The following is a 21,861-nucleotide window of genomic DNA, read 5'->3' as shown; positions in this document are numbered from 1 at the left end:
TGCTCCTATTTCTAAAAATAATACCCTCCATTATAACGCAAAAAAAGGCCTCTGTCCTCCAATGCGTTCAAGCAGTGGAATAACAGAGGCCTTTGGCCTGGTTATTCTTTTACAAGATCCTTCGTGCTTCTTACTGTATCGATCGGACGGACATAGCTTTCGATCTGGTCCCTTTTCGGCTCAAGGAATGGCGGCAGTGACAGTTTTTCCCCAAGTGTTTCATAAGGCTCGTCACCCATGAACCCAGGTCCATCTGTTGCGAATTCAAATAAAATCTGCGGAGCAACCCGGGAATATAAAGAACCGAAGAAGAAGCGGTCGACAAAACCTGAAGTCTGGAAACCAAAGCCTCTCAAATGCTGATCCCATTCGTCAAGAACAGATTTATCTTCCACGCGGAATGCAGCATGGTGGACGGTTCCGTAACCCTGGCGCGCCTGCGGAAGAGATGGATTATATTCCACAACCACCTGTGCACCATTTCCGCCTTCACCCACTTCGAATAAGTGGAAATCTCCTTCTTGAGCGATTTCCTTAAAGTGCAGCACTTTTTCCATCATTTCCTTAAAATAATCAAATTGAGCAACCCTTACAAATAGCGGCCCCAAACCCGTGATTGCATATTCGAGCGGGATTGGCCCCTTTTGCCAAGGTGTTCCTGATGGTACTCCTTTATTGGCTTCATCCGAGATCAATTGGTATTTTTGATCATCGAAATCTGTGAATGACAGAGTCTTCTTGCCGAACTGCTCCTGGATGCCGGAATGGGGAACCTCTAAGCGGTCAAACCGCTTTACCCAATAATCGAGCGCTTCATCTGTCGGAACCCGGAAGGACGTTTTCGATATTTCATCTGTTCCGTGAGTGCCCTTCGGAATACCGGGAAAATCAAAAAATGTCATATCCGTTCCTGGACTTCCTGTATCATCTGCAAAAAATAAGTGATAGGTTTGAATGTCATCCTGATTGACGGTCTTCTTTACTAAACGCATTCCTAATGTATATGTGAAAAACTCATAATTTTTTTCCGCACTGCTGGTGATGGCTGTAACATGGTGAATGCCTTTTAATTGATTCAAGTGTACTTCCTCCCCTTTGTTATCTATCTTAAAATAAAATATCTTTAATTCGAGATAATTTTACTTTATCACGGTATCTTGCTGGTGTCAATATTACCCGGGGTCCTAGAAAAAGGATTTAATAATGTCTTCCTCATGATTGCATTCCTTGCAGATGTATTCAATTTCCAGTGCATCTTCCCTGGCGATGTGGACCGTTTCTTTTCCGCAGACTTCGCAATATCTCTTTTCCGTAACTTCCTTCATTATTCCATCTCCTGTTCATGTGTCGTTTATCGCAGTCTAACGGGCAGTAAGACCCCCACTTCAAGACTCAGAGGAATTAAAAGAGGATAAGTGGGGGTCAACTGCCCGTAAAGGCCCGATTGGTGAGATACAGTGAAACTTGCTGACGCGCAGGCAGAGGCTTAGTTGAACCAATCGGGTTTGTAGTGTCGATTGATCGAAGCGCTAGCGGAGATCTTAGCGACACTAGAACGCGACTAACACTCAGTGGGGAATAAGGAAACCCCCACTGAGTGAAGTTTCACTTTATCTTGGTTTAACCATAATTTTAATTTCTAAACGCAAAAAAACCAGCTCCCATCAGGAACTGGTTTGATTACAGTATGTACAGCCGCCATTGCCGTAAATAATGATAAGAAAGTTTTAAACCACCACTCCTCAAAGTGGGTGTTCGCAGAAACATTCCTGCCTGTCCTCCTTGTCATATAGACGGAGGCCTGTCATTCCCGTTTCAATGTAAAACTCCCTATTACAGCTTAAAGGTTAAAACTTTATTATGATTACGCACAATGCAGCTTGTATTTATATATTAAAGGATACGGAGTAATTTTTCAATGGGCATGCTCAGGTTTTTTTAAAGTGCGAAAAATGGTTTACAAAGAAAATAAGCGCTCCTCATTAGCAGCCATTTCTCTCCTCAGATCCCACTGCCAATTCAGCCCATTTTGTAATACATTTCCCACTTTTAACAAATACTTTTTAAATAGAATGAAATGAATAGGCGGTGGTGTATGGTGGACGAAAAAAAATTCACCTTTTACCTGGATGAAAAAGAAATCCAAGCAAAGCTGGGACAGTCGATTTTTGAGGCGGCGCGGGATCATAAACACTTTCTCCCGGGGATTTGTTCTTCCCAGCCGGATTTAGGGGTTGGCGTCATTCAGACGTGCGATACCTGCTACGTGGAGATTGATGGCGAATTGAAAAGGTCCTGTGCGACTAAAGCCGAGCCGGATCTAAAAGTAAGTTCATTGTCGGAGCTGGCAAAGGAAGCACAGCTTGAAGGAATGTCCCGCATCTTAAAAAATCATGAGCTATACTGCACGGTTTGTGATAACAATAATGGAAACTGTGTGGTGCATAATACTGCCGAGCATTTTAAGATTGAGCATCAGAAGTATGAATTTAAGCCAAAGCCCTACCCTCAGGATAACTCAAATCCCTTTTACCGGTATGAACCGGATCAGTGTATCCTTTGCGGTCTTTGTGTGGAAGCGTGCCAGGATCTGCAGGTGAGCGAGGTGCTGAGCATTGCCTGGGACCGGGAGCAGCCGCGTGTGATTTGGGATAATGATGTGCCGATTAATGAATCCTCTTGTGTATCCTGCGGGCATTGTGTGACGGTGTGCCCATGCAATGCATTAATGGAGAAATCGATGCTCGGCAAAGCAGGCTATCTTACGAATATTCCAAAGCCGCTTCTTGAGCCGATGATTGATTTAACAAAAGAAGTTGAGCCAGGCTATAAAGAGATTTTTGCTATATCCAATGTAGAGGCAGCAATGCGGGAAGCCCGTATTAAGCGCACCAAAACGGTCTGCACCTATTGCGGAGTCGGATGCAGCTTTGAAGTTTGGACGAAAGACCGGGAAATTCTCAAAATCCAGCCGTCACCTGAAGCCCCTGTTAATGGGATTTCAACTTGTGTAAAAGGAAAATTCGGCTGGAGCTTTGTGAACAGCAAAGAGCGCCTCACCAAGCCCCTAATCAGAAAGGGAGAAAAATTTTATGAAGCGACATGGGATGAGGCCCTTTCTTTGATTGCAGAGAAATTCACTGGCATTAAAGAAGAAAATGGGCCGGATGCCCTCGGCTTTATCGCATCTTCCAAGTGTTCCAACGAAGAAAACTATCTGTTCCAGAAGCTTGCCAGGGCTATTTTTAAAACGAACAATATTGATAATTGTTCCAGATACTGTCAGACACCTGCCTCCATGGGTCTTATCCGCACAGTCGGCATTGGCGGAGACTCCGGTACGATGAAGGATATTGCAAGCTCTGAATTAATCATTGTTGTCGGAGCGAACCCTGCAGAATCACATCCTGTTCTCGCAACCCGAATCAAACGGTCGCATAAATTGGCAGACCAGAAGCTGATTGTTGCTGACCTTCGGAAAAATGATCTGGCGGACCGGGCTGATTTACATATCCATCCGAAACCGGGCACGGATCTTGTATGGCTTTCAGCTGTAACGAAATACTTTTTTGACCAGGGATGGGAAGACCGAGAATTTCTTAACACGCGTGTGAATCAAGTGGATGAATACAAAAAGTCCCTTGAAAAATTCACGCTGGATTATGCGGAAGAAACAACCGGGATGGCAAAAGAAACACTGATCAAAATGGCTGAAATGATTCATGATGCTAAAGGCACATGCATTTTATGGGCCATGGGTGTTACCCAGCACTTAGGCGGCACGGATACAAGCACCGCAATTTGCAACCTGCTTTTAGTTACAGGCAATTTTGGCAAGCCGGGTGCGGGCGCCTACCCTCTGCGCGGCCACAATAACGTGCAGGGTGCGAGTGATTTTGGGACAATGCCTACCTGGCTTCCGGGATATCAGCCAATAGAAAATGACGAAATACGCACCCGCTTTGAACAAGCCTGGGGCACAGAACTTCCAATAAACCCTGGTCTCAACAATCATCAGATTGTAGAAGCCATCCAGGCTGGCAAAGTAAAGGCCATGTATCTTTTTGGCGAAGAAATGGGCCTTGTGGATTCGAATATCAATTATGTTCACGAAGCCTTTGAAAAACTGGATTTCTTTGTCGTGCAGGATATTTTCTTTTCCAAGACGGCCCAATTTGCAGATGTGATTCTGCCGGCAGCGCCAAGCCTTGAAAAAGACGGCACCTTCACGAATACAGAGCGGCGGATCCAGCGATTTAATAAAGTTTTCGAGCCGCTCGGGGACAGTAAACCGGATTGGCTCATCTTTCAGGAGCTGGCCAACAAGCTTGGGACAAACTGGCATTATAACGATCCAGGTGAAATTATGGATGAAGCCGCTAAGCTTTCGCCTGTTTTTGCCGGTGTCAGCTACAAGCGACTTGAAAACTGGGATAGTCTTGTTTGGCCTGTTGCTCCGGATGGAACGGATACACCTTTACTCTACAAGGATCAATTTCATTTTCCGGATGGAAAAGCCCGCTTAATTTCTGTGGATTGGACTCCTCCTTTTGAAGCCGGAGAGGAATATGACCTTCATTTGAACAATGGAAGAATCCTGGAGCATTTCCATGAAGGCAATATGACCTATCAATCCGAAGGAATTTCCTATAAGGTGCCGGAGCTATGGCTGGAGGTTTCTCCTGAACTGGCAGACGAGCGGAACATCAGAACCGGCAGTCTTGTGCGACTCTCCTCCCCTTACGGCCATGTCAAAGTAAAAGTATGGGTGACAGATCAGGTTAAGGGGAAAGAACTGTATTTGCCGATGCATACAACTGAAGGAATGGGAGCAGTCAATAAGCTGACCAGCAGCTATCATGACAAAATTACCCATACGCCGAACTACAAGGAAATGCAGGTGAAAATGGAAGTGCTGGAACGGGACGGCGATTCACCGCTTCCTCATCACAACTTCCGGTTTGGCAACCCGCAGCCGCATATTGGAGTCGAAACAGAGAAAAAATGGAGCCGGGACGACTTCATCTCCATTCCGCAAATGCTGAAAAAGGAGGGTATCTACGATGGCGAAAGCGATCAAGCAAATTGAACTGGTTCAGCCTTCAGCCGAGGAAGAGCAAGCACAGGATATAGCGGGTCTTTTAACCCAGCTCAGCCAGAATCGTGAGGCCCTCTCAAGTGCCATCGATATCATCGGACAGCTGCAAAAGTCTGGAATACTTGATATTATCCAGGGATTTCTGCATTCGAAAGAAAAAGTGGCTGCCATTGCGATTGACCAGGTTAACCAGCCGAACATGCACAATATCATCCGCAACGGTTTTAATACCGTCGATTTTCTGGGCTCCCTCGATCCCCAGCAGATGAATATCATGATGAGTGCTGTCACAAAAGGCCTTGATGAATCGGCAGAAGTGATGAAAAGGAACAAAAAGACCGGTGTGCTCGGGCTTATGAAAGCACTGCGTGATCCTGATATTAATCTGGCCATCAATTCTATGCTCGGTTTTCTCAAAGGGATGGGCAGGGAAATGGGCAAAGAGCACAGTCATTATAAAACAGGAGAGTGATTTTTAATGATTACTCGAACAGTATCTATTGAAAACATGAATCAGACGGATGAAGAAAAACTAAGCAAAGCCCTGTATGATGTCTGGGGTGTACGGAAGATTAAGCTGAATTCCATGAGTGGTGAAGCAGTTATTTCATTTGATGAAGATGCTGCTTCCTTCATAGATTTTGAACAGGCTATTAAAGACTGCGGATATAATATTCTATCAAGTGATGATTAAGGGGGTTTTACTTTGGCAAAGGTCTGTGAAATCTGCGGGCACCTAGAGGAAACGGAAGAAGAGGAATACAATCTTGATATGCTGGTTATCTGCCCGGATTGTTCTAATGACCGCGTTCATCCATTTTCATTCGAAAAATAAAAAAGAACTCCTGCCAGCTGACCCGGCAGGAGCTTTTCTCTTTATTCAGTCACAAGCTGGCCGCTTGTTCTTTTTTCTTTCTTCGCCGTTCTGATTTTCTTGATATCGCGCTTCATCAGCAGGGAGACAATGAAACCGATAGCAAGCATGGTGCCAAATACATAGAAGGTAATCGTATAGCTTTGCGTATTTTCATAGATGCTCGAGACAAGCATAGGTCCGACCACACCGGCGATCGACCACGATGTAAGCAGATAGCCATGAATCGCGCCAAGCTGTTTCGTTCCAAACAGGTCTCCGATAAAGGCCGGAAGCGATGCAAATCCGCCCCCATAGCATGAAACAATGATATAGAGGAAAACAGAAAAGATAAACGAGTTTGTGATGAATGGAAGAATGAAGAATGCTGCCACCTGGATCAGGAAGAAGGTCATATATGTATTTCCTCTTCCAAGATAATCGGATGCAGATGCCCAGCCAATTCTTCCGCCTCCATTAAAGAGACCCATTATGCCAACGATGCTTGCTGCGGTGATTGCGCTGGCTCCAGTGATTTCCTGTGCCATTGGTGCGGCAACGGAGAGAATCATGATGCCTGCAGAAATATTGATGAACATCATAAACCAAAGCAGCCAGAAACGCTTCGTCTTAATTGCTTCATTGGCAGTCATCTGTGCCAGGTCCGCTTTTACCGGCCTCTCTTCCTTGTTCTCTTCCATTCCTTCAGGTGCCCATCCTTCAGGCGGCTTAGCGATGTAAAGCGCTCCCAAAATCATCAGTACAAAATAACTGATTCCAAGGATGTAGAAGGTTGTCGGAATCGATGTGGCAATCATTAATCTGCTGGCAATCGGGCTTGTAATGAGGGCCCCTGCACCGAAGCCCATAACTGCCATCCCTGTGGCAAGTCCCCTTCTGTCAGGAAACCATTTTACCAGTGTGGAGACAGGTGCAATATAGCCAAAGCCCAGACCCAGCCCCCCAATGACACCGAAGAAAATCAGGAACAGGATATAGTTCTCCAATTGAATGGCAAACCCGGATCCAATAATCCCAATTCCAAAGAAGACAGCAGCAATCATGGCTGACACTCTTGGCCCCCGCTTTTCTACAAACCGGCCAAAAAAGGCTGCCGCAATTCCCAGAATAAAAATGGCAATGGTAAATGCCAGTGAGACATCGGTCTTTTCCCAGCCTAGCGTTTCTTTCAATGGATTTTGATAAACGCTGTATGCATAGACCGAACCAATTGATAAATGAATGGCGACGGCTGAAAGGGCAATCAGCCATCTGTTCTTGTTCGTCATAAATAACCCCTTTCCCTGAATATTGTTTTATTTATTCCCCTAATAAGGAATAAGCTCCATGCTATTTTTTACCTTCCCAAAAAAGCCTGTCTCTAATCCTTTTAGAGACAGGCTTTCTGAAAATCATTCTGATACGAACCCTTTTTTCAGTAAATAGATTTCTTTTTTGTAATTATGGACAGCTTCGTCGAATGGCAGCTCCCCCGCAAATTTTTTAACGATATTATGAAACGTTACAGAAGAAATAATCTGCATCATATGAAAAAGCTCCTGCTCGTCCTGAATATTCAGCCGATCCTTATTAATCAGATTGCTGATTTTCTTAAAATTTTCATTCAGGTCATTTTCCCCGAAGCTTCTTGCCATAACATTTTCGATCCGGTGCGTCATATTAAGAAACAAATTCCTCAAAAACTGCAGATTTTCTTTTTCTTCTGTAATGATGGCTGTATAAAAATCAATCATCGCATCAAAAATATCACCATTATTTTTTTGGAGCGTTTCAAGAAAGTGCATCTTATAAGCAGACACATGGCTATTTAATAAGTAGAAAAACGCATCTTCTTTGTCGTCAAAATACTGGTAAAAGCTGCCGCGCGGGATTTTGGCATCTTTTATGATATTGGATATGGATGCCTGATAAAGCGGGACGCGGGCAAATTCCTTTTTGGCCGCATGGACTAAGTTTTCCCGTTTGTCTTCAGGCAAATTGAAAAAAGTAATTTTCGGCAAATTTTGTTCCTCCTTATTGCCAGTCTCTTTTTTCCTCCTTTAAGAATTGGATAAAATAAGGGACAGCCTTTCTGGGGTTCTCATTGATCAATGCTTGATACCTCGTTTTAATAGGGTCAGAAGCCCATTGGCTTTTAGAAATCCGTTCTTTCATGTACTGAGAGCTCAGTTTTTGAATTTCCAGCTGCTGATGCTTCCCTTCTTTAGAAAGTGCGAAACCGAGCGCACCAATAATCGCGTAAATCAGAATGGCTGCCGGCGATGTTTTCTCATCCTGAACGGTGAAAAACAAGGTCATGAGATTGATTAGTGACAGAATAATCAAGGGTGTAGACCAAAAAATATATCTGGAAGCTTTTTTCATGATGGGAGATACTATTTTTTCAAGCTGCTCAAGCTCTCTTTTTACGAAATTCGGCATATCTGTCCACACTTGCATTTATTTCGTCTCCTTTAAGTTTTAATCCCTTTATGGCCCAGCAGAAATTGCAGGCTTTCAGGCGAAAAAGTTATGGCTTCATCATCATCCAGCTGTTTTAAAGCAATCATTTCATCATGGAGATTCTCCATTTTCCGATCGAGGCGTGAAGCTGTGTCAGCTGCCTCTTTCAGTTCTTTCACTATTCTTTGCGGAATTTCTTTATTGTACTTGTAGTAAATCTTGTGCTCCAGGCTCGCCCAGAAATCCATTGCAATCGTCCGTATTTGAATCTCCACAGGAACCAGCTCTTCCCTGTCAGACATAAAAATGGGGATCTGGACAATCAGATGAAGGCTTTGGTAGCCATTTGGCTTGGGATGCTGAATATAATCCCTGCATTCGAGCACGGTTATATCTTTCTGGCTTTCAAGCATGTCTTTGATCTTGTAGATATCGGAAACAAAGGAACATGTAATGCGGACGCCCGCAATATCCCTGATATTTTGCTTAATGGATTCTAAGGAAATCTCCAATTTTTTTCTTTGCAGCTTTTTAAATATACTTTCTGGAGATTTAATTCGTGATTTTATATGCTCAATCGGATTATAGTCATGCACATACTGAAATTCTTCTTTCAGGATATTTATTTTGGTGTTTATTTCTTCCAATGCGAACTTGTAGGACATCATAAAACGCACTAGATCAGTCCTTAGTTCCCTCAGTGTAATTTGCTCAGGCGTATTTGTGGACATATGGACTCCTTTGAAGTTTAGCCTTATTTTTGGGTGGTCTATAATTTGATGGTTTTTTGCAGATTGCTGCATTTACTCCCTGTTCCCGCAATTTAGAAATTAGCAAATGAATGTTAGTCAATGCTTTCACCTCTATGTGACACTGTGTCATCCTTACAATTGAATTGTATATGACATCGTGTCACACGTCAACTGAATATGACACGATGTCACAAATCTGCCTTCTTTTATTGAATGAATAGCTGTCTGTAAATAAAGATTTGGCCTGTTTACATGTCCCCGATTAGAGATGTATAATGGATAGATAATTAGTTACTCTAGATAACTATTACTCAAAGTAACCATTTAGGAGGTTATTAAGATCGAAACATTCCAGCGTTTTTTTCATCAGCTCGTGCTATTGTATCGACCATTTGAAAATAGGCTGAATACTGAGTTAAGCAAGCATCAATTATACCGGGCTCAATGGTCCATCATGTATTACATGTATAATGATGGTTCCGTTACATTGGTTGAGCTTTCCCATTACCTTGGTGTTGAAAAACCAACGGTGACAAGGACGATTGCAAAATTGGAGGAAATGGGCTATTTAGAACCTGTTCCGACTAAAGACAAACGGGAAAAAAGAATGCATCTGACCGATGCCGGCAGAAAGGTTTATCAGGAAGTCCGAGTCACAATCGATGAATTCGAACAGGAAATTTTAGAAGGAATTTCAGAGGAGGAACAGCTGGAGGGAATTCGTATGATGAGCCTAATCCGCAAAAATTTAATGCAGGGAGAGTTATAAATTGAATTCGAAGCTTTGGACAAAGGATTTTATTATTGTTTCATCGGTTAATTTTTTATTAACATTGATATTCTATTTGCTGATGGTGACCATTGCTGTCTTTGCAGTGGATTACTATAGTGCCACAACCAGCCAGGCCGGGCTTGTTACGGGCATCTTTATTATTGGAACGCTCATTGGCAGGCTTTATATCGGGCGGGCCATTGATAAAATTGGACGCAAGAAAACACTTTTTATCGGGTTGATCTTTTTTACGCTGACGACTCTTTTGTATTTCGTAAACATTGGAATTGCTTTTCTGCTGATTACCAGGTTTATACACGGCATTGCTTTAGGAGTGGCAAGCACAGCGACTGGAACCATCGCGGCACAAATTATTCCTGCAGCACGCAAGGGGGAAGGAATTGGCTACTTCAGCATGAGTACAACACTGGCAACAGCTGTTGGGCCATTTATTGGCTTATTGATGATGCAAAAGGTTTCTTTCCAACTGATTTTTGCCTTCTGTCTGGCCATCGGCATCATTGCCCTGATTACATCCTTCTTTTTATATGTTCCCGCCGTTGAAATCTCAGATGTGAATAAGCCAGGAATACAGATTTCCAGCTTTATCGAGCCAAAAGCGATTAAAATAGCAATTATCACCCTGGCGATTGCATTTGCTTATTCCGGCGTCCTTTCTTTTATCAACTTTTATGCGATAGAAATCGATTTAGTCAAGGCTGCGAGCTTTTTCTTTCTGATCTACTCGGCCGCTGTCCTGGTTTCACGTCCATTTACCGGGAGGCTGATGGATCTTAAAGGAGCAAATTATGTGATGTACCCCGCTTTTCTCTTATTTGCGGCAGGCATGTTTGTACTCAGTACAGCAACCAGCAGTTTCACCTTGCTAATGGCTGGAGCGTTAATTGGGCTGGGCTTTGGAAATATGCAGTCCTGCACCCAGGCCGTGGCCGTCAAGCTGACACCGGCACATCGGATGGGATTGGCGACATCAACGTTCTTTATCTTTCTTGATGCAGGCTTGGGATTTGGCCCCTATTTGCTGGGATTCATTATTCCGATTACAGGCTATGGCAGATTATATGGAATGATGGCAATCTTTGTTTTATTATCAGCCATTTTATATTATTTCCTTCATGGGAAGAAGGAATCTGCAGCCCTAAAAAAATTGAACACATCTGTTTCAGCTTGAACCTAAGGCATTGCAAAATATTAAAAAGCCATGGACCTTTTTACCGCCCATGGCTTTTGATGTTTCAGTTCTGAAATACAGTAACCGTTTTAGGACTCGTAGTCACTTTAAAGCCCTGTTTGTTTGATACATCCGCACTAATGGTGTAAGTCCCGTTCGGAAGATCTGCGTCTGGAGTCCATTTCAGATGAATTTCATGTTCGTTTTCCACATTGATTGTGTCAACGATTTTTCCTGCTTCATCTTTAATGTTCACTGTCCAGTTAACGCGGTTATTTGCAAATGCATTTATACCGGCAGGTGTGTTTGCATTCACATTTTTATTAGGATAAACACTGAAGTAGCTCACCAGCATTCCTTCATTAATATAGGAAGGATCCCCCCATACGGCATAGCTTTGGTTAAATGCATGGTCGATGCCCAATACAACAACGCTCTTCGGTTCTTCTTTTACAAGGGCTGACGTTTTTCCAGGTTCGAGCGGCATATATTTCCCGTTATACCAGATGATTGCACCATTATAGCCGCTTCCCCCTTCGTTATCTTCTGACTTGAAGGAAATTTCATATTGCCCGTCTTTTGGCTGTACTTGAATATCCGAGACGATTGGTGCAACAGAATCTACGTGAACCGGAAGCCTTACTTCCTGAGGCTTGGCATCCTTGTAATCAAGTGTTGTCTTGATCACATATTGATAAGTGCCATCTTTAACGAAATTCCCGTTTTGATCCTTAACGTCCCATAAATAGCCGTTAATCATATAGTCACGGAAAGCCATGATATTTTTGCGGAACTTCCAAGGCTTGCCTGTAAATTCACTGAAGTCGCCTAAATAATTGATCATGTCCCCTTTATCATTCTCCACGTACATTTCAGTCTTTTGTAAATTGCGGAGAGCTGTAAAAGTTGGGAAAACACCCGGCAAAACAGCATTCGGCGAAATGACGATACGGTCCATATTAAAGGTTCCGGTATACGGGTCATAACCCATTGGGAACTGTGCTCCTTCATCGTTCCATAGGACTGTATATCCCAGGAAGGCATCTTTTTCCCATGCAGCCGGGTCGAGGTTTTGCGGCTTGTCCCATTCACCAAAGTAGCCCATATATGGAATTGTCAGCGGCACAGCGTCATCACTGTTTTTTCCTGTTGGCACAAGACGGACATATCCTTCGACAAATGTGTCCTTTTTTAGGCTATCCGGCAATTGAATCTGTACATCCAGACTTTTGTTTTGTCCCGGCTTAATTTTAAGTGTTTTTCCTTTTTCATCTGTCACTTTTTCACCATTTACGATGGCGGAAGCACCTGAAATCCGCTTGCTGGCCATTGTTAAATATTCCTTGGCATCCAACTTACCGTCGTTGTCCAGGTCAAACTCTTTTGTTTCTGTTTCGTCTGTTAAAACATCAACGAACACTTTATATTCCAAATCTTTCACATCTGCATCCCGAAGTGCTTCAACATTCAGTTTGAAGTGTGCTTTCTCATTAATCTCCTTAAGTGCAACTGCTCCTGCCTGTTCCAAAGGAGCGTTTTTATTAGTCACAAGTACAGGAGTTTTGATGGCATTTTGTATTTGCATTAATCCGGATCCCTGAACGCGTGGTGAGTAAGGGACTTGACTGCTAGAACGCGGATCCTGAATGATTTTCGACGTATTCATTAATGCGATCTTCGCTTTTAATGCCGTTTCTTTGGATTGCGGCAATCCTTTTTCATATAAAGCCTGCAGCAGCAAAGCTGATCCGCCTGCGACATGAGGCGCTGCCATGGACGTACCGCTCATAATTTCATAATCATTGCCGGGAACAGTGGAATAGATTCCTCCGCCCGGTGCTGATAGCTCAGGCTTGAAGTCAAGCGTGTGCGGCGTTCCAAAAGAAGAAAAGTCTGACATGTTATCTTTATCAGCATTATCGACCCAAACACCTTTGCTCATCTGCATTTTCACTGTTTGTCCCTTGGACAGCTGTGAAATTAAGGAATTCCCATCCTCTTTGCTGGTAGTAGCTGCAGGGGTTAAGTATGGACTAAAATACAAGAAAGGAAAATCCGCTTCATCATGAGGCGGTACAAGGATAACCGCCTTGGCACCATTTTTTCTGGCTTCCGATTGGACATAGGTATATAAACCATATTTTTGGTTTGGTTTTGCTACGACTATTTTGCCTGCAACATCTTTCCCGGCAAAATCAGCCGTCTTCCCTTCCCCTACATATACCATTTCATAGCTTTCACCTGCTGTTAACACATTTGAGAGTTTGAGGTTAACATGGGTCTGATCCTGGTATGGAAGCTGCAAACCTTCTTCACCACTAAGTGCATTCATATGCAATTTAGTATTTTCATAGGATGCTACTGATAGCGCAAATGGACTGACAGAAGGTTCCCCGACTGTGCCGATATCCGGATTTTCTGCATAAGGCTTGGCAGAGGCCTCCATAATATTATTTTTTGTGCTGTAAGATGAATTGCCTCCAGCCACTACTACCAGGGTACCCTGCTCAGTTGCTTCCCGGATTGACTTTTGGATGGGGTCATTTTCTTCTCCAACAAAGCCGGCATCTGACCCAAGACTCATGTTAATGACATCTGCCCCCATAGTAACAGCGTGTTCAATTCCGGCAATAATATCATCTTCATAAGCTCCCCCGCCGTTATCAGAAAAGACTTTTTCAGCTAATAACTGGACTCCGGGAGCAATCCCCTTGACCCCATCCTTTTCTTCATTGCCATTAGCACCTACTGTACCGGCGACATGCATGCCATGCGGACTTCCATATTGTCCGCGGGGGATGACATCCGTATCCTCATCGGCCCAGTCATAGCCTGTCGGCACTTTGTCACTATACCAGACATCATTAATAGCCGTTTCAGAGAGTTTTGCCTGGATTCCTCCCTCAGACCATTTCTGCTTGTCTTTCCCTTCATCCGTTAACGTCATATCCCGGTGAGTATAATCCAATCCTGAGTCAACCACAGCAACAAGCAGCCCTTCTCCTTCATAGCCATGCCGCTCCCAGACTTTCTGTGCCTGTACTAATTCCTTGCTGGCACCCATGGATGGCTGGAATGTTCTCGCGATATGTACGTTGGTGACACCAGGAATATCCTGAATTTCTTTTACATTGCGAAACTCGGTTTCCAAACTGAACCCATTAAACCCTTCAAAAAAGCGATGCTTCACTTTCTTGAAGGATTTTTTCTTGGTAAGGGCTGAAATTACCTCGTCTTGTTTTGCTTTCATTTTACTTTTTTTGCTTTGTTTCGTTTTTTCAATATCATCCGGCTGTTCGACTTCAACAATTACACGTAAAACTTCATTAGGCTCATATGGTTTCGTTAACCCTTTTTCTTTCAGATCTTTATAGCCCAGCTTGTCCACTGCATTTGCTTCAGCCTGGTATTGCTGGTCCAAAAATATTTTCTGCCCCTGTTTGACAATGTCCTCAACACTTGGAGTCTTGATCTCATCATCCTGAGCTCCTTGTGCCGAGACAGTTCCCCCGAATAGCATTGCTGCTGCCAATGCAGAAGCCAGCACCTTATAGGGTACCCCTTTTTTCACTTTCATTTCTCTCTCCCGCCCTTTCCCAATGAAAAATCTATATTTTTTAACTTTTCACATAATTAATTGTAGGACCGGGGCTGAGAGATGTATATTGGGGGAATTTAAAAGGAGGCATCTGTTTAATTTCAGAACTTTATATTCAGATCTCAGGATCTTCACCTATTAAAATAGTATAAAAGACACGTTCCCTAACCTATTTTCTATTAGCTTTCTCACTTTCTGGTAAAAAAGGCTTTTTCGAATTACCCCAAATTGAAATCTTTAAAAACCTTTTAGGAATAAAATCTCATTAGACATTGGAAAAAACAGACATCTGACATTTCCTGGCTATCTGTTTCTAACTGATAAGGTATGCTACGATACTATTCAGAACCACAGGGGGGATGCTGTTTTGAAGGAAGGTTTAATATAAAATATTACCGGGAACGGGCTGGATTGACCCAAACGCAGCGGGGCGAAGGCATTTGTTCAGTGACTCATATAAGCAAAATAGAGCGGGGGCATACACAATATTCGTCTGAAATCACAAATCTGATCTGTAAACGGCTGAATATAGATCTTATAAGAGAGCTTGAAAAGTTTAATATGCTGGAGACTAAACTTCATGAATGGCTGGATGCCATGGTTAAACAGCAAAAAGAAGATATAGAATTGATTAAAGAGGAATTAGCCCAAAATCCTTACCTGCATTTTTCGGAAACAAAATATTTTCATTCAATCCTTTTGGCTCGCTACCACCTCATGCAAGGAGAGCAAGATAAAGGAAAATCGCTGTTAGACAGCTGCCAAAAAGCTTGGAACACTCTTGATCGTTTTGAACGGAATCTTCTCGAACATACTTGGAGCATTTATTTTCTTAACTTACAGAATTGCAAAGAAGCTATCGCCCATTTAAAGAATATTAATCCTGAAGATTATAATAACCATGAATTTTATTTTCACCTCGCAACCTCTTCCCATTTGAGGAATGACAAAGTAAAAGCCTATCATTATGGTACTCTTGCACTATCCCATTTTCGGGAAACCAATAATTTTAAAAGAATTCTTGATACAGAAACCGTTTTACAGATACAAATGGGTACATACGACCTTTGCCAATTTGAAGAAACCGTAAAGCAGTATCATACATTAATCAAATCCTGCCGGACTCATAAAGAAGAAGCCAGGGAAATAAACCTTTGGCATAATCTTGCCGTTGAATACTTTGCAAAAGGCTTTTATTCAGAAGCAAGCGAAGTATACAAAAAGCTATTGGAACAATGCGAGGTTAATCCAAACCCGCCTTTAAAATTAAGCGCTATAAGAGGTTATGTTCATTGCTGCCTTAATCTGGACATTATAATAAACAAAATCTCAGATCCTTGCTGGTCGATGGCCGCAGGCTAGCTGAACAATTTCAAAATAAAACCTATCAATATGTTTTTTATATGCTCGATACCCTTTAGAAGATAAAGACATAAATGATTACTATTTCTTTTTAGAAAACATATTCCTTCCCCACCTTTATGAATTAGGGAATAGCACATTAATCACTCTCTATGAAAAAGAACTGTTTCATTATTACAGGAAGTCGTCACAGCATGAAAAAGCAAGCGGGCTTGCAGCCAAATACTTCGAACCCCAAGTTCATTAAACATTATTGCGAGAAGAAAATCTTCTATAATCCCATAGAAGATTTTTCTTTTTGTCCTATTTCTCCACTCTCTCCCAGTTAAGCCTTTTGGCCTTATTTTTGGTTCACCCCCCAAAAGGAGCTATGTCTTCTGACCCTAAAAATTCCCCCAAAAAGGAAAATCTTAGATTAAAGACAATTAAGTATTCAAGAGACAGCTGCCTGGCATATTCACCTGGATTATTAATAGATAAGGAGAGGATCACATGCTTGAAGGGGAAATTATTAGATACTACCGGGAAAAATCCGGGCTCACACAAGCCATGTTAGGTGAAGGAATTTGTACTCCTACCCATGTAAGCAAAATTGAAAGAGGGAAAACTGCGTATTCACCGGAAATTATTTCACTTTTCTCTGCCGTTTTAAATATTGACATTCAAAAGGAAATTGAATACTTCCGGGATCTGGAAAAGCGCCTGCAGGAATGGCATAAAGCCATCATCATGTATAGAGTAGCCAGGGCGAAGGAAATCAAAAATGAATTGGAAAGCTCGCCTTTTATTCAATCTTCTAAATATGCAGCCCACTATCTTCTTTTAAAGGCAAGACATCATTTACTGCATCAGGAATTAGAGGAAACATCCCGGATCATTAAGAAAATTAGCAATGAGTTTCCAAACCTCTCCCCTTTTGAGAGAAATTTATTTTACCATGTTCAAGGGATGTATTATATTAACCAAGCAATAAAACCTGATAATCCGGATCAGCAAAAAGCGCTTCAGGTATTAAAAAACATCGATATTGATGAATATGGCAATGAAGAATACTTTTATCACCTGGCAATTGCCTATCATTATATCGATTCAAAAATAATGGCTTACATGTTTGCGGAAAAATCATTGCAGCATTTCAAAAACACGAACAACTACACGATGGCGATAAAAGCGGAATCCATTATCCTCCTGCAGATCAGCAGTGATATCTTAACCGACATGGATAAACTGGCAGAACGTTATCATCATTTAATTTGGGACTGTGAACGTATTGGATTTCAAGACTATAAAGGCCTGTTATACAATAATTTAGGATTTGAGTATTTCAATAGGGAACAATATGCTGAGGCAAAGGATTGCTATAAACAGGCCCTGCGTTTAGCTGACAGGAATACAATCATTTATCTTCAGCGATTATTTTCTTACCTTAATTCCTGTATAGAAGGCAAATTATCCGGTAAAACAGCCCTTCTTAAAAAAGCTTGTGAAGGAATTCAGGTGTCAAAGGAGCTTAAAAGCACTTTATACTTATCATTATTTAAACTTTCTAAGTATCAGCTTTACCACCAGCGCGAGAAATATTTTAAGTATTTGGAAGAAAAGGCCTTTCCTGAATTTATTAAAATTAAGCATATGATTCTCATGCGCAGGTATGGTAAAAAGCTTTATGAATATTACATCGAGACAGGAAATCATGAAAAAGCCATTCATCTGAACAGGCAGCTTGAAGGCAAAGAATTAATTAATGTGTAGAAAAATCCCTTGAATCTTCCTTCAAGGGATTTTCCGTCCTTTCTATTTTACTGTTCCTTCAGCCTGTTCTGCATTGAATTTCCATTCCACCTGCAGTGCATCTCCCTGGAATTCGTTTTGGTCCTCTCCGTTATCCACAAATTCGAACAGCACTATAATTTTATCGGTTTCCCCAGGGGCCAGGCCATCCGGCACTGTTCCACCGCCTACAAAATTATCAATGGCTGTTAAATCCGGAGTTTGTGTCTGAAGGTCATGTAAAGTCGTCTCTGCAACCTGTACGGTTGCGTTAGCCTGATTGTATAGGATTGTGACTTTAATATGCTTGCCGAAATCATCTGCATTTGCAGCCCCATTTAATTTTGCATCCTCCACCTGATAGTTTGTATGCAGCAAAATCTTGGAAATATCAAGAGTACCGCTATTTGTAATGGTAAATTCACGTGAAACCTCGTCACCAGGTTTTAAATCGCCAATATTGACGATTGTTTCAGGATTTACCGCCAAATCGAGTGTACCTGCTGCAAACGTGTTATTTGTAACCTCGGTATCGCTGAAATAAGCGTATGTACCCCCACCCATTAATGAAAAACCTAAAGCAGCTGTCAAAAGTCCTTTACTTACCTTTTTTGCAAATCCCATGTGTTACTTCCTCCTTTGAATACTATAAATTTATTTAACTCTTATTTACCTGTGGCAGATAAGAGGCATAACCGAAATATTAAGCGTTTTTAGTTTCGTATTCTTTAAGAGCCAGAAAAATAGTCCTCCCTGCAGATAGCAGCAGGAGCAGTCCCGGGATAAACAGCAGGAGTGCGGCTCCTTCCTTGGATGCTGCAAACTCAGCCGCATAGCCTGCATATGGGATGGTAAAACCCGCATATTTACCGGTTATATTTTCAGGCTGCACATATTCCATATCCGGTGCGTCATTGTTGTCGCCTTTCGTTTGATATAAAACCCCGGCTTTCGTTTTCTTTACTTCGACAATTCTATGGGTAATTAATTTATCTCCTGATTTAAATGTAATAATATCTTCCGTTTTTAAATGTTCTTTACTGTCCGGCTGTTTCACTACAATGATGGATCCTGTCATGAAAGTCGGTTCCATCGATCCCGATAAAACAGCTTTTGCCTGATAACCTATAAGGGACGGTTCTCCTCCGGATGCTTTTGAGGATATTACCCAAACAGCAAGCAGGCACAGGAGCATTAATCCTGCTGCACTGATACATTTACTCAGTATTTTCAGGGTTTTCTTCAATGGCGGTTTCCTCCTCATCAACCTTCAGCGTTTTGTCCTTGCTGACAGTCTGTTCTTCCGCTGGATTGGCTTGTTCTTCCACTGGATTGGCTTTTTCCTCCAATGGCTGTTTGTGTTCAATTTTCTGTTTTTCCAACTCGCTGATAGTCATTTCTATTTTTCCACCCTCACCCATTTTGTTTGTTTTATTATCCTCTTCTTGCTGCTCTTTTTTCTGCTCTTGCCATTTTTGGTTAAAAAGCTGTTCCAGCTCCTGAAGATAAAGAGAATCATTCATTCTCATAAGAAGCTTGTCTACTTTTAGAAAACCTTCACTTACAAACTCATATCCTTCCTTTTTATCTGCTTGCCGGTCCAGTTTTTCCAGTTCATCTCTTATTCTATGAAGCTCCTCCAAGCTGGCTGTGATCTGTTCTTTTTTTCTCAAAAATTCAGAGGGCGGATCTGCGGTCCCATTTAAGAGCCCGTTCTTCACAGATGTTTCTAAATCCGCCTGCTCTTTTACTATTTGTTCACTGCTTATCCTCGCTTTCTCCTCAAGCCCGTGAATATATGATGGGAAAACAAAAGCAGTGGAGATTATAATAGGCTTTGCCTCTGCCTGGCTTGTAAAGGCAGCTTCTGTTTTCCCGACAAGCTGAGTGCCCGTATAAAAACTCAGACAGCATAGACAAGGCAAAATGAGTTTATTCAATCCCTTCTTCATCTCCTGCTCTCCTCTCGAAAAGGTGTCTGTGGAACAAGCATACGAGAGGCCATGTACAAAGTAAATTGGGTTATTTTGCGCTATTCCAAGGTTAAAATACAGGCTATTTTGATTTCCGAATTCACGAAAGACAGCCATATCGCTGATCCCTATATCCCAATTGACCATTTGTGGAATTTTCAGAATAATGGACCTTGAAATACCAATCCAAACTAAGAGGTGATCAGTTTGAAAAGAAATCAGCTGAAAAAGAAAGTCCTCCCTGCGGTTCTGGCAGCTTCGTTTTCCATCTCGGGACTATCACTGCCAGCCAAAAATGTGCTGGCAAATGAAGAAATCGTTAAGTATCATCAGGAATTAAAGACGCCTTCCTACATAATTGGGACCTGGCAAGCTCCTGAAGGACTGAGTAAGGAAGAAGCTGTATATGAGTTCCTTCAATCAAAGGCAAACTTATTTAAAAATGCGGGCTACGAGGCCAAGGACCAATTCAAAATCATTGATCAATTTAATGATAAGCAAACGAACACACACCATTTCAGAACAGTAGAGCAATACAACGGAATACCTGTATACGGATCACAGCAGACCACTGCTTTGGACGAAAGTAATAATGTGACAGCCTTCTTCGGTAAGGTTACACCAAATCTGGCACGTTCCATTATTCCAACTGATGCAAAACTGGCCGAAGATGAAGCACTGGAAAAGGTAAAGGAAAGCATTGAAGATAAAATCGGAGAAGTAAAGAGCTATGATGGTATAGAAGGAGAACTTGTTATTTATCCGCATAATGGGCAAAAGCTTCTGGCTTATTATGTAACAGCATCCACCTCAGCACCTGCACCGGGGTATTGGCATTATTTTGTAGATGCTGCAACTGGAAACATTATTCATAGCTATAATGCCATCGCAGAACTGACTCCATCTTCACCTGAACAACCTGAGGCACAGCAGACGGCTTCTTCCCAGCCTGCACCGAAAGCACTTCCGAATGTTTCAGAACCTGTTCAGGCAAGAGGAGTGGATATTTTCGGGACACTGCAATCATTCCAGGCGGTTAAAGACCCGGAAACAGGAACGCACTATTTATTCGATGGGACAAGATCTGAAGGTGTCCATACATTCAAAGCGAACCGCATGCCTGAAAACGCGTTTATTATCCTTTCAGGACTGCTTGGAATGACCGGATTCGAGGTGGAAAGCAGAAATAACTTCTTCTATGATCCTTCTGCAGTGTCTGCCCATGTGAACGCAGGAAAAGTTTATGACTATTATAAAAAGGTTCATGGCCGGGATTCCCTTGATGGCGAAGGGATGAAATTAGTTTCAACTGTCCATATCGGTTCGAAGTGGAATAATGCTGCATGGAATGGCAAGCAGATGCTATACGGTGATGGTGACGGGACTCGCATGATATCGCTCTCTGGCGGTCTTGATGTGATTGGGCATGAAATGACACACGGTGTGATCACCAATACGGCAGATTTAATTTATGAAAATGAATCCGGTGCGATCAATGAATCCATTGCAGATATTTTAGGGGCTTTCGCTGAAAATAAAACAGGCGAAGATCTTTGGTTATTAGGTGAAGATATTTGGACGCCAAATACACCAGGTGACGGTCTTCGTTCTATGAGTGACCCGGGTTCCGTCTATATTGGCGGCTATACAGAATCAGGCTACTACCCTGATCACTACAGCAAACGTTATATAGGAGAGCTTGATAAAGGCGGTGTCCATATCAACAGCAGCATCAACAACAAAGCTGCCCACCTGATTACAGATGGAGGCACTCATTACGGTGTTTCGGTTACAGGCATCGGAAAAACAAAAGCCGAGAAGATTTTCTTCAGAGCTCTTACTCATTACCTTACAGCAAGCTCCGACTTCAGCCAAATGCGCCAGGCAGCAATCCAGGCAGCAAGAGACCTGCATCCGGATCGGAACGGACAGACTTCAGCTGAGGTAAAGGCCGTCATGGCAGCATATGATGCTGTTGGTGTTCAATAAAATGACCTTCTAAAATAAAGAGAAACTCGCCACATGACT

At 42.3% G+C, this 21,861-nt stretch carries 19 protein-coding genes and 1 other RNA gene; 9 read left to right on the top strand and 11 right to left on the bottom strand.

Annotated features, from left to right (window positions below; translation table 11 throughout):
- Positions 1 to 101: 101 nt before the first annotated feature.
- From AC3WTL_RS04330 to ssrS, 3 genes are all read right to left on the bottom strand, one after another.
- Positions 102 to 1,079 carry a ring-cleaving dioxygenase gene (locus tag AC3WTL_RS04330; protein WP_248347511.1) on the bottom strand — a complete coding sequence of 326 codons (978 nt, stop codon included), beginning with the start codon at positions 1,077 to 1,079 and terminating at the stop codon, positions 102 to 104.
- Between the two features lie 105 nt (positions 1,080 to 1,184).
- On the bottom strand, positions 1,185 to 1,325 hold the full coding sequence (locus tag AC3WTL_RS04325; protein ID WP_175609081.1) for a hypothetical protein: 141 nt from the start codon (positions 1,323 to 1,325) through the stop codon (positions 1,185 to 1,187).
- A gap of 363 nt (positions 1,326 to 1,688) precedes the next feature.
- Positions 1,689 to 1,885: non-coding RNA, 6S RNA (ssrS, locus tag AC3WTL_RS04320), on the bottom strand.
- Positions 1,886 to 2,095: 210 nt separating this feature from the next.
- On the opposite strand from ssrS, the gene fdhF reads away from it, so the two are divergent.
- From fdhF to AC3WTL_RS04300, 4 genes are read left to right on the top strand one after another with little or no spacing between them, the layout of a single operon-like run.
- Complete coding sequence (gene fdhF, locus AC3WTL_RS04315) at positions 2,096 to 5,089, top strand: formate dehydrogenase subunit alpha (RefSeq protein ID WP_492369089.1); 2,994 nt, start codon at positions 2,096 to 2,098, stop codon at positions 5,087 to 5,089.
- The gene (locus AC3WTL_RS04310; RefSeq protein ID WP_492369088.1) at positions 5,064 to 5,570 is read left to right on the top strand and encodes a helical membrane plugin domain-containing protein; all 507 of its coding nucleotides are present in this window, start codon (positions 5,064 to 5,066) and stop codon (positions 5,568 to 5,570) included. Before fdhF ends, AC3WTL_RS04310 begins: the two co-directional genes overlap by 26 nt.
- A 6-nt stretch (positions 5,571 to 5,576) precedes the next feature.
- Positions 5,577 to 5,792, top strand: coding sequence for a heavy-metal-associated domain-containing protein (locus tag AC3WTL_RS04305; protein WP_492369087.1), 216 nt, complete (start codon positions 5,577 to 5,579; stop codon positions 5,790 to 5,792).
- A gap of 12 nt (positions 5,793 to 5,804) precedes the next feature.
- Complete coding sequence (locus tag AC3WTL_RS04300) at positions 5,805 to 5,933, top strand: hypothetical protein (protein ID WP_492369086.1); 129 nt, start codon at positions 5,805 to 5,807, stop codon at positions 5,931 to 5,933.
- Between the two features lie 41 nt (positions 5,934 to 5,974).
- Here the strand turns inward: AC3WTL_RS04300 and AC3WTL_RS04295 are convergent, their stop codons facing one another.
- The 4 genes from AC3WTL_RS04295 to AC3WTL_RS04280 form a co-directional block, all read right to left on the bottom strand.
- Positions 5,975 to 7,240 carry an L-lactate MFS transporter gene (locus AC3WTL_RS04295; RefSeq protein ID WP_492369085.1) on the bottom strand — a complete coding sequence of 422 codons (1,266 nt, stop codon included), beginning with the start codon at positions 7,238 to 7,240 and terminating at the stop codon, positions 5,975 to 5,977.
- Positions 7,241 to 7,363: 123 nt separating this feature from the next.
- Entirely contained in the window at positions 7,364 to 7,972 is a 609-nt protein-coding gene (locus AC3WTL_RS04290; RefSeq protein ID WP_226618150.1) for a TetR/AcrR family transcriptional regulator, read from the bottom strand.
- Positions 7,973 to 7,985: 13 nt separating this feature from the next.
- Positions 7,986 to 8,411: a DUF5392 family protein gene (locus tag AC3WTL_RS04285; protein WP_197249826.1), complete on the bottom strand. Its 426-nt coding sequence runs from the start codon at positions 8,409 to 8,411 to the stop codon at positions 7,986 to 7,988.
- A 14-nt stretch (positions 8,412 to 8,425) separates the two neighbouring features.
- The gene (locus tag AC3WTL_RS04280; protein WP_248347519.1) at positions 8,426 to 9,145 is read right to left on the bottom strand and encodes a GTP pyrophosphokinase; all 720 of its coding nucleotides are present in this window, start codon (positions 9,143 to 9,145) and stop codon (positions 8,426 to 8,428) included.
- A 394-nt stretch (positions 9,146 to 9,539) separates the two neighbouring features.
- On the opposite strand from AC3WTL_RS04280, the gene AC3WTL_RS04275 reads away from it, so the two are divergent.
- Together AC3WTL_RS04275 and AC3WTL_RS04270 are read left to right on the top strand one after the other, a co-directional pair.
- Complete coding sequence (locus AC3WTL_RS04275) at positions 9,540 to 9,935, top strand: MarR family winged helix-turn-helix transcriptional regulator (RefSeq protein ID WP_315900336.1); 396 nt, start codon at positions 9,540 to 9,542, stop codon at positions 9,933 to 9,935.
- 1 nt (position 9,936) lies between these two features.
- Entirely contained in the window at positions 9,937 to 11,130 is a 1,194-nt protein-coding gene (locus AC3WTL_RS04270) for an MFS transporter (RefSeq protein ID WP_492369084.1), read from the top strand.
- Between the two features lie 64 nt (positions 11,131 to 11,194).
- On the opposite strand, the gene AC3WTL_RS04265 is transcribed toward AC3WTL_RS04270, so the two are convergent.
- Complete coding sequence (locus tag AC3WTL_RS04265) at positions 11,195 to 14,707, bottom strand: S8 family serine peptidase (RefSeq protein WP_492369083.1); 3,513 nt, start codon at positions 14,705 to 14,707, stop codon at positions 11,195 to 11,197.
- 348 nt (positions 14,708 to 15,055) lie between these two features.
- Between AC3WTL_RS04265 and AC3WTL_RS04260 the strand changes: the two genes are divergently transcribed.
- Complete coding sequence (locus AC3WTL_RS04260) at positions 15,056 to 16,090, top strand: helix-turn-helix domain-containing protein (protein WP_492369082.1); 1,035 nt, start codon at positions 15,056 to 15,058, stop codon at positions 16,088 to 16,090.
- 492 nt (positions 16,091 to 16,582) lie between these two features.
- Complete coding sequence (locus AC3WTL_RS04255; protein WP_197249822.1) at positions 16,583 to 17,842, top strand: helix-turn-helix domain-containing protein; 1,260 nt, start codon at positions 16,583 to 16,585, stop codon at positions 17,840 to 17,842.
- Between the two features lie 42 nt (positions 17,843 to 17,884).
- Here AC3WTL_RS04255 and AC3WTL_RS04250 read toward each other — a convergent pair whose 3' ends face one another.
- From AC3WTL_RS04250 to AC3WTL_RS04240, 3 genes are all read right to left on the bottom strand, one after another.
- Positions 17,885 to 18,484 (bottom strand): TasA family protein, encoded by a 600-nt coding sequence (locus AC3WTL_RS04250; protein ID WP_197215521.1) that lies wholly within the window; start codon positions 18,482 to 18,484, stop codon positions 17,885 to 17,887.
- 79 nt (positions 18,485 to 18,563) lie between these two features.
- Positions 18,564 to 19,106, bottom strand: coding sequence for a signal peptidase I SipW (gene sipW, locus AC3WTL_RS04245; RefSeq protein ID WP_197249821.1), 543 nt, complete (start codon positions 19,104 to 19,106; stop codon positions 18,564 to 18,566).
- On the bottom strand, positions 19,078 to 19,812 hold the full coding sequence (locus AC3WTL_RS04240; protein WP_492369081.1) for a DUF4047 domain-containing protein: 735 nt from the start codon (positions 19,810 to 19,812) through the stop codon (positions 19,078 to 19,080). Before AC3WTL_RS04240 ends, sipW begins: the two co-directional genes overlap by 29 nt.
- A gap of 243 nt (positions 19,813 to 20,055) precedes the next feature.
- Between AC3WTL_RS04240 and AC3WTL_RS04235 the strand changes: the two genes are divergently transcribed.
- Complete coding sequence (locus AC3WTL_RS04235) at positions 20,056 to 21,822, top strand: M4 family metallopeptidase (protein ID WP_492369378.1); 1,767 nt, start codon at positions 20,056 to 20,058, stop codon at positions 21,820 to 21,822.
- The last annotated feature ends 39 nt before the right edge of the window (positions 21,823 to 21,861 follow it).

It is taken from the genome of Cytobacillus sp. EB106-05-05-XG126 (assembly GCF_058791715.1).
This window is presented reverse-complemented; position numbering and strand designations above follow the sequence as displayed.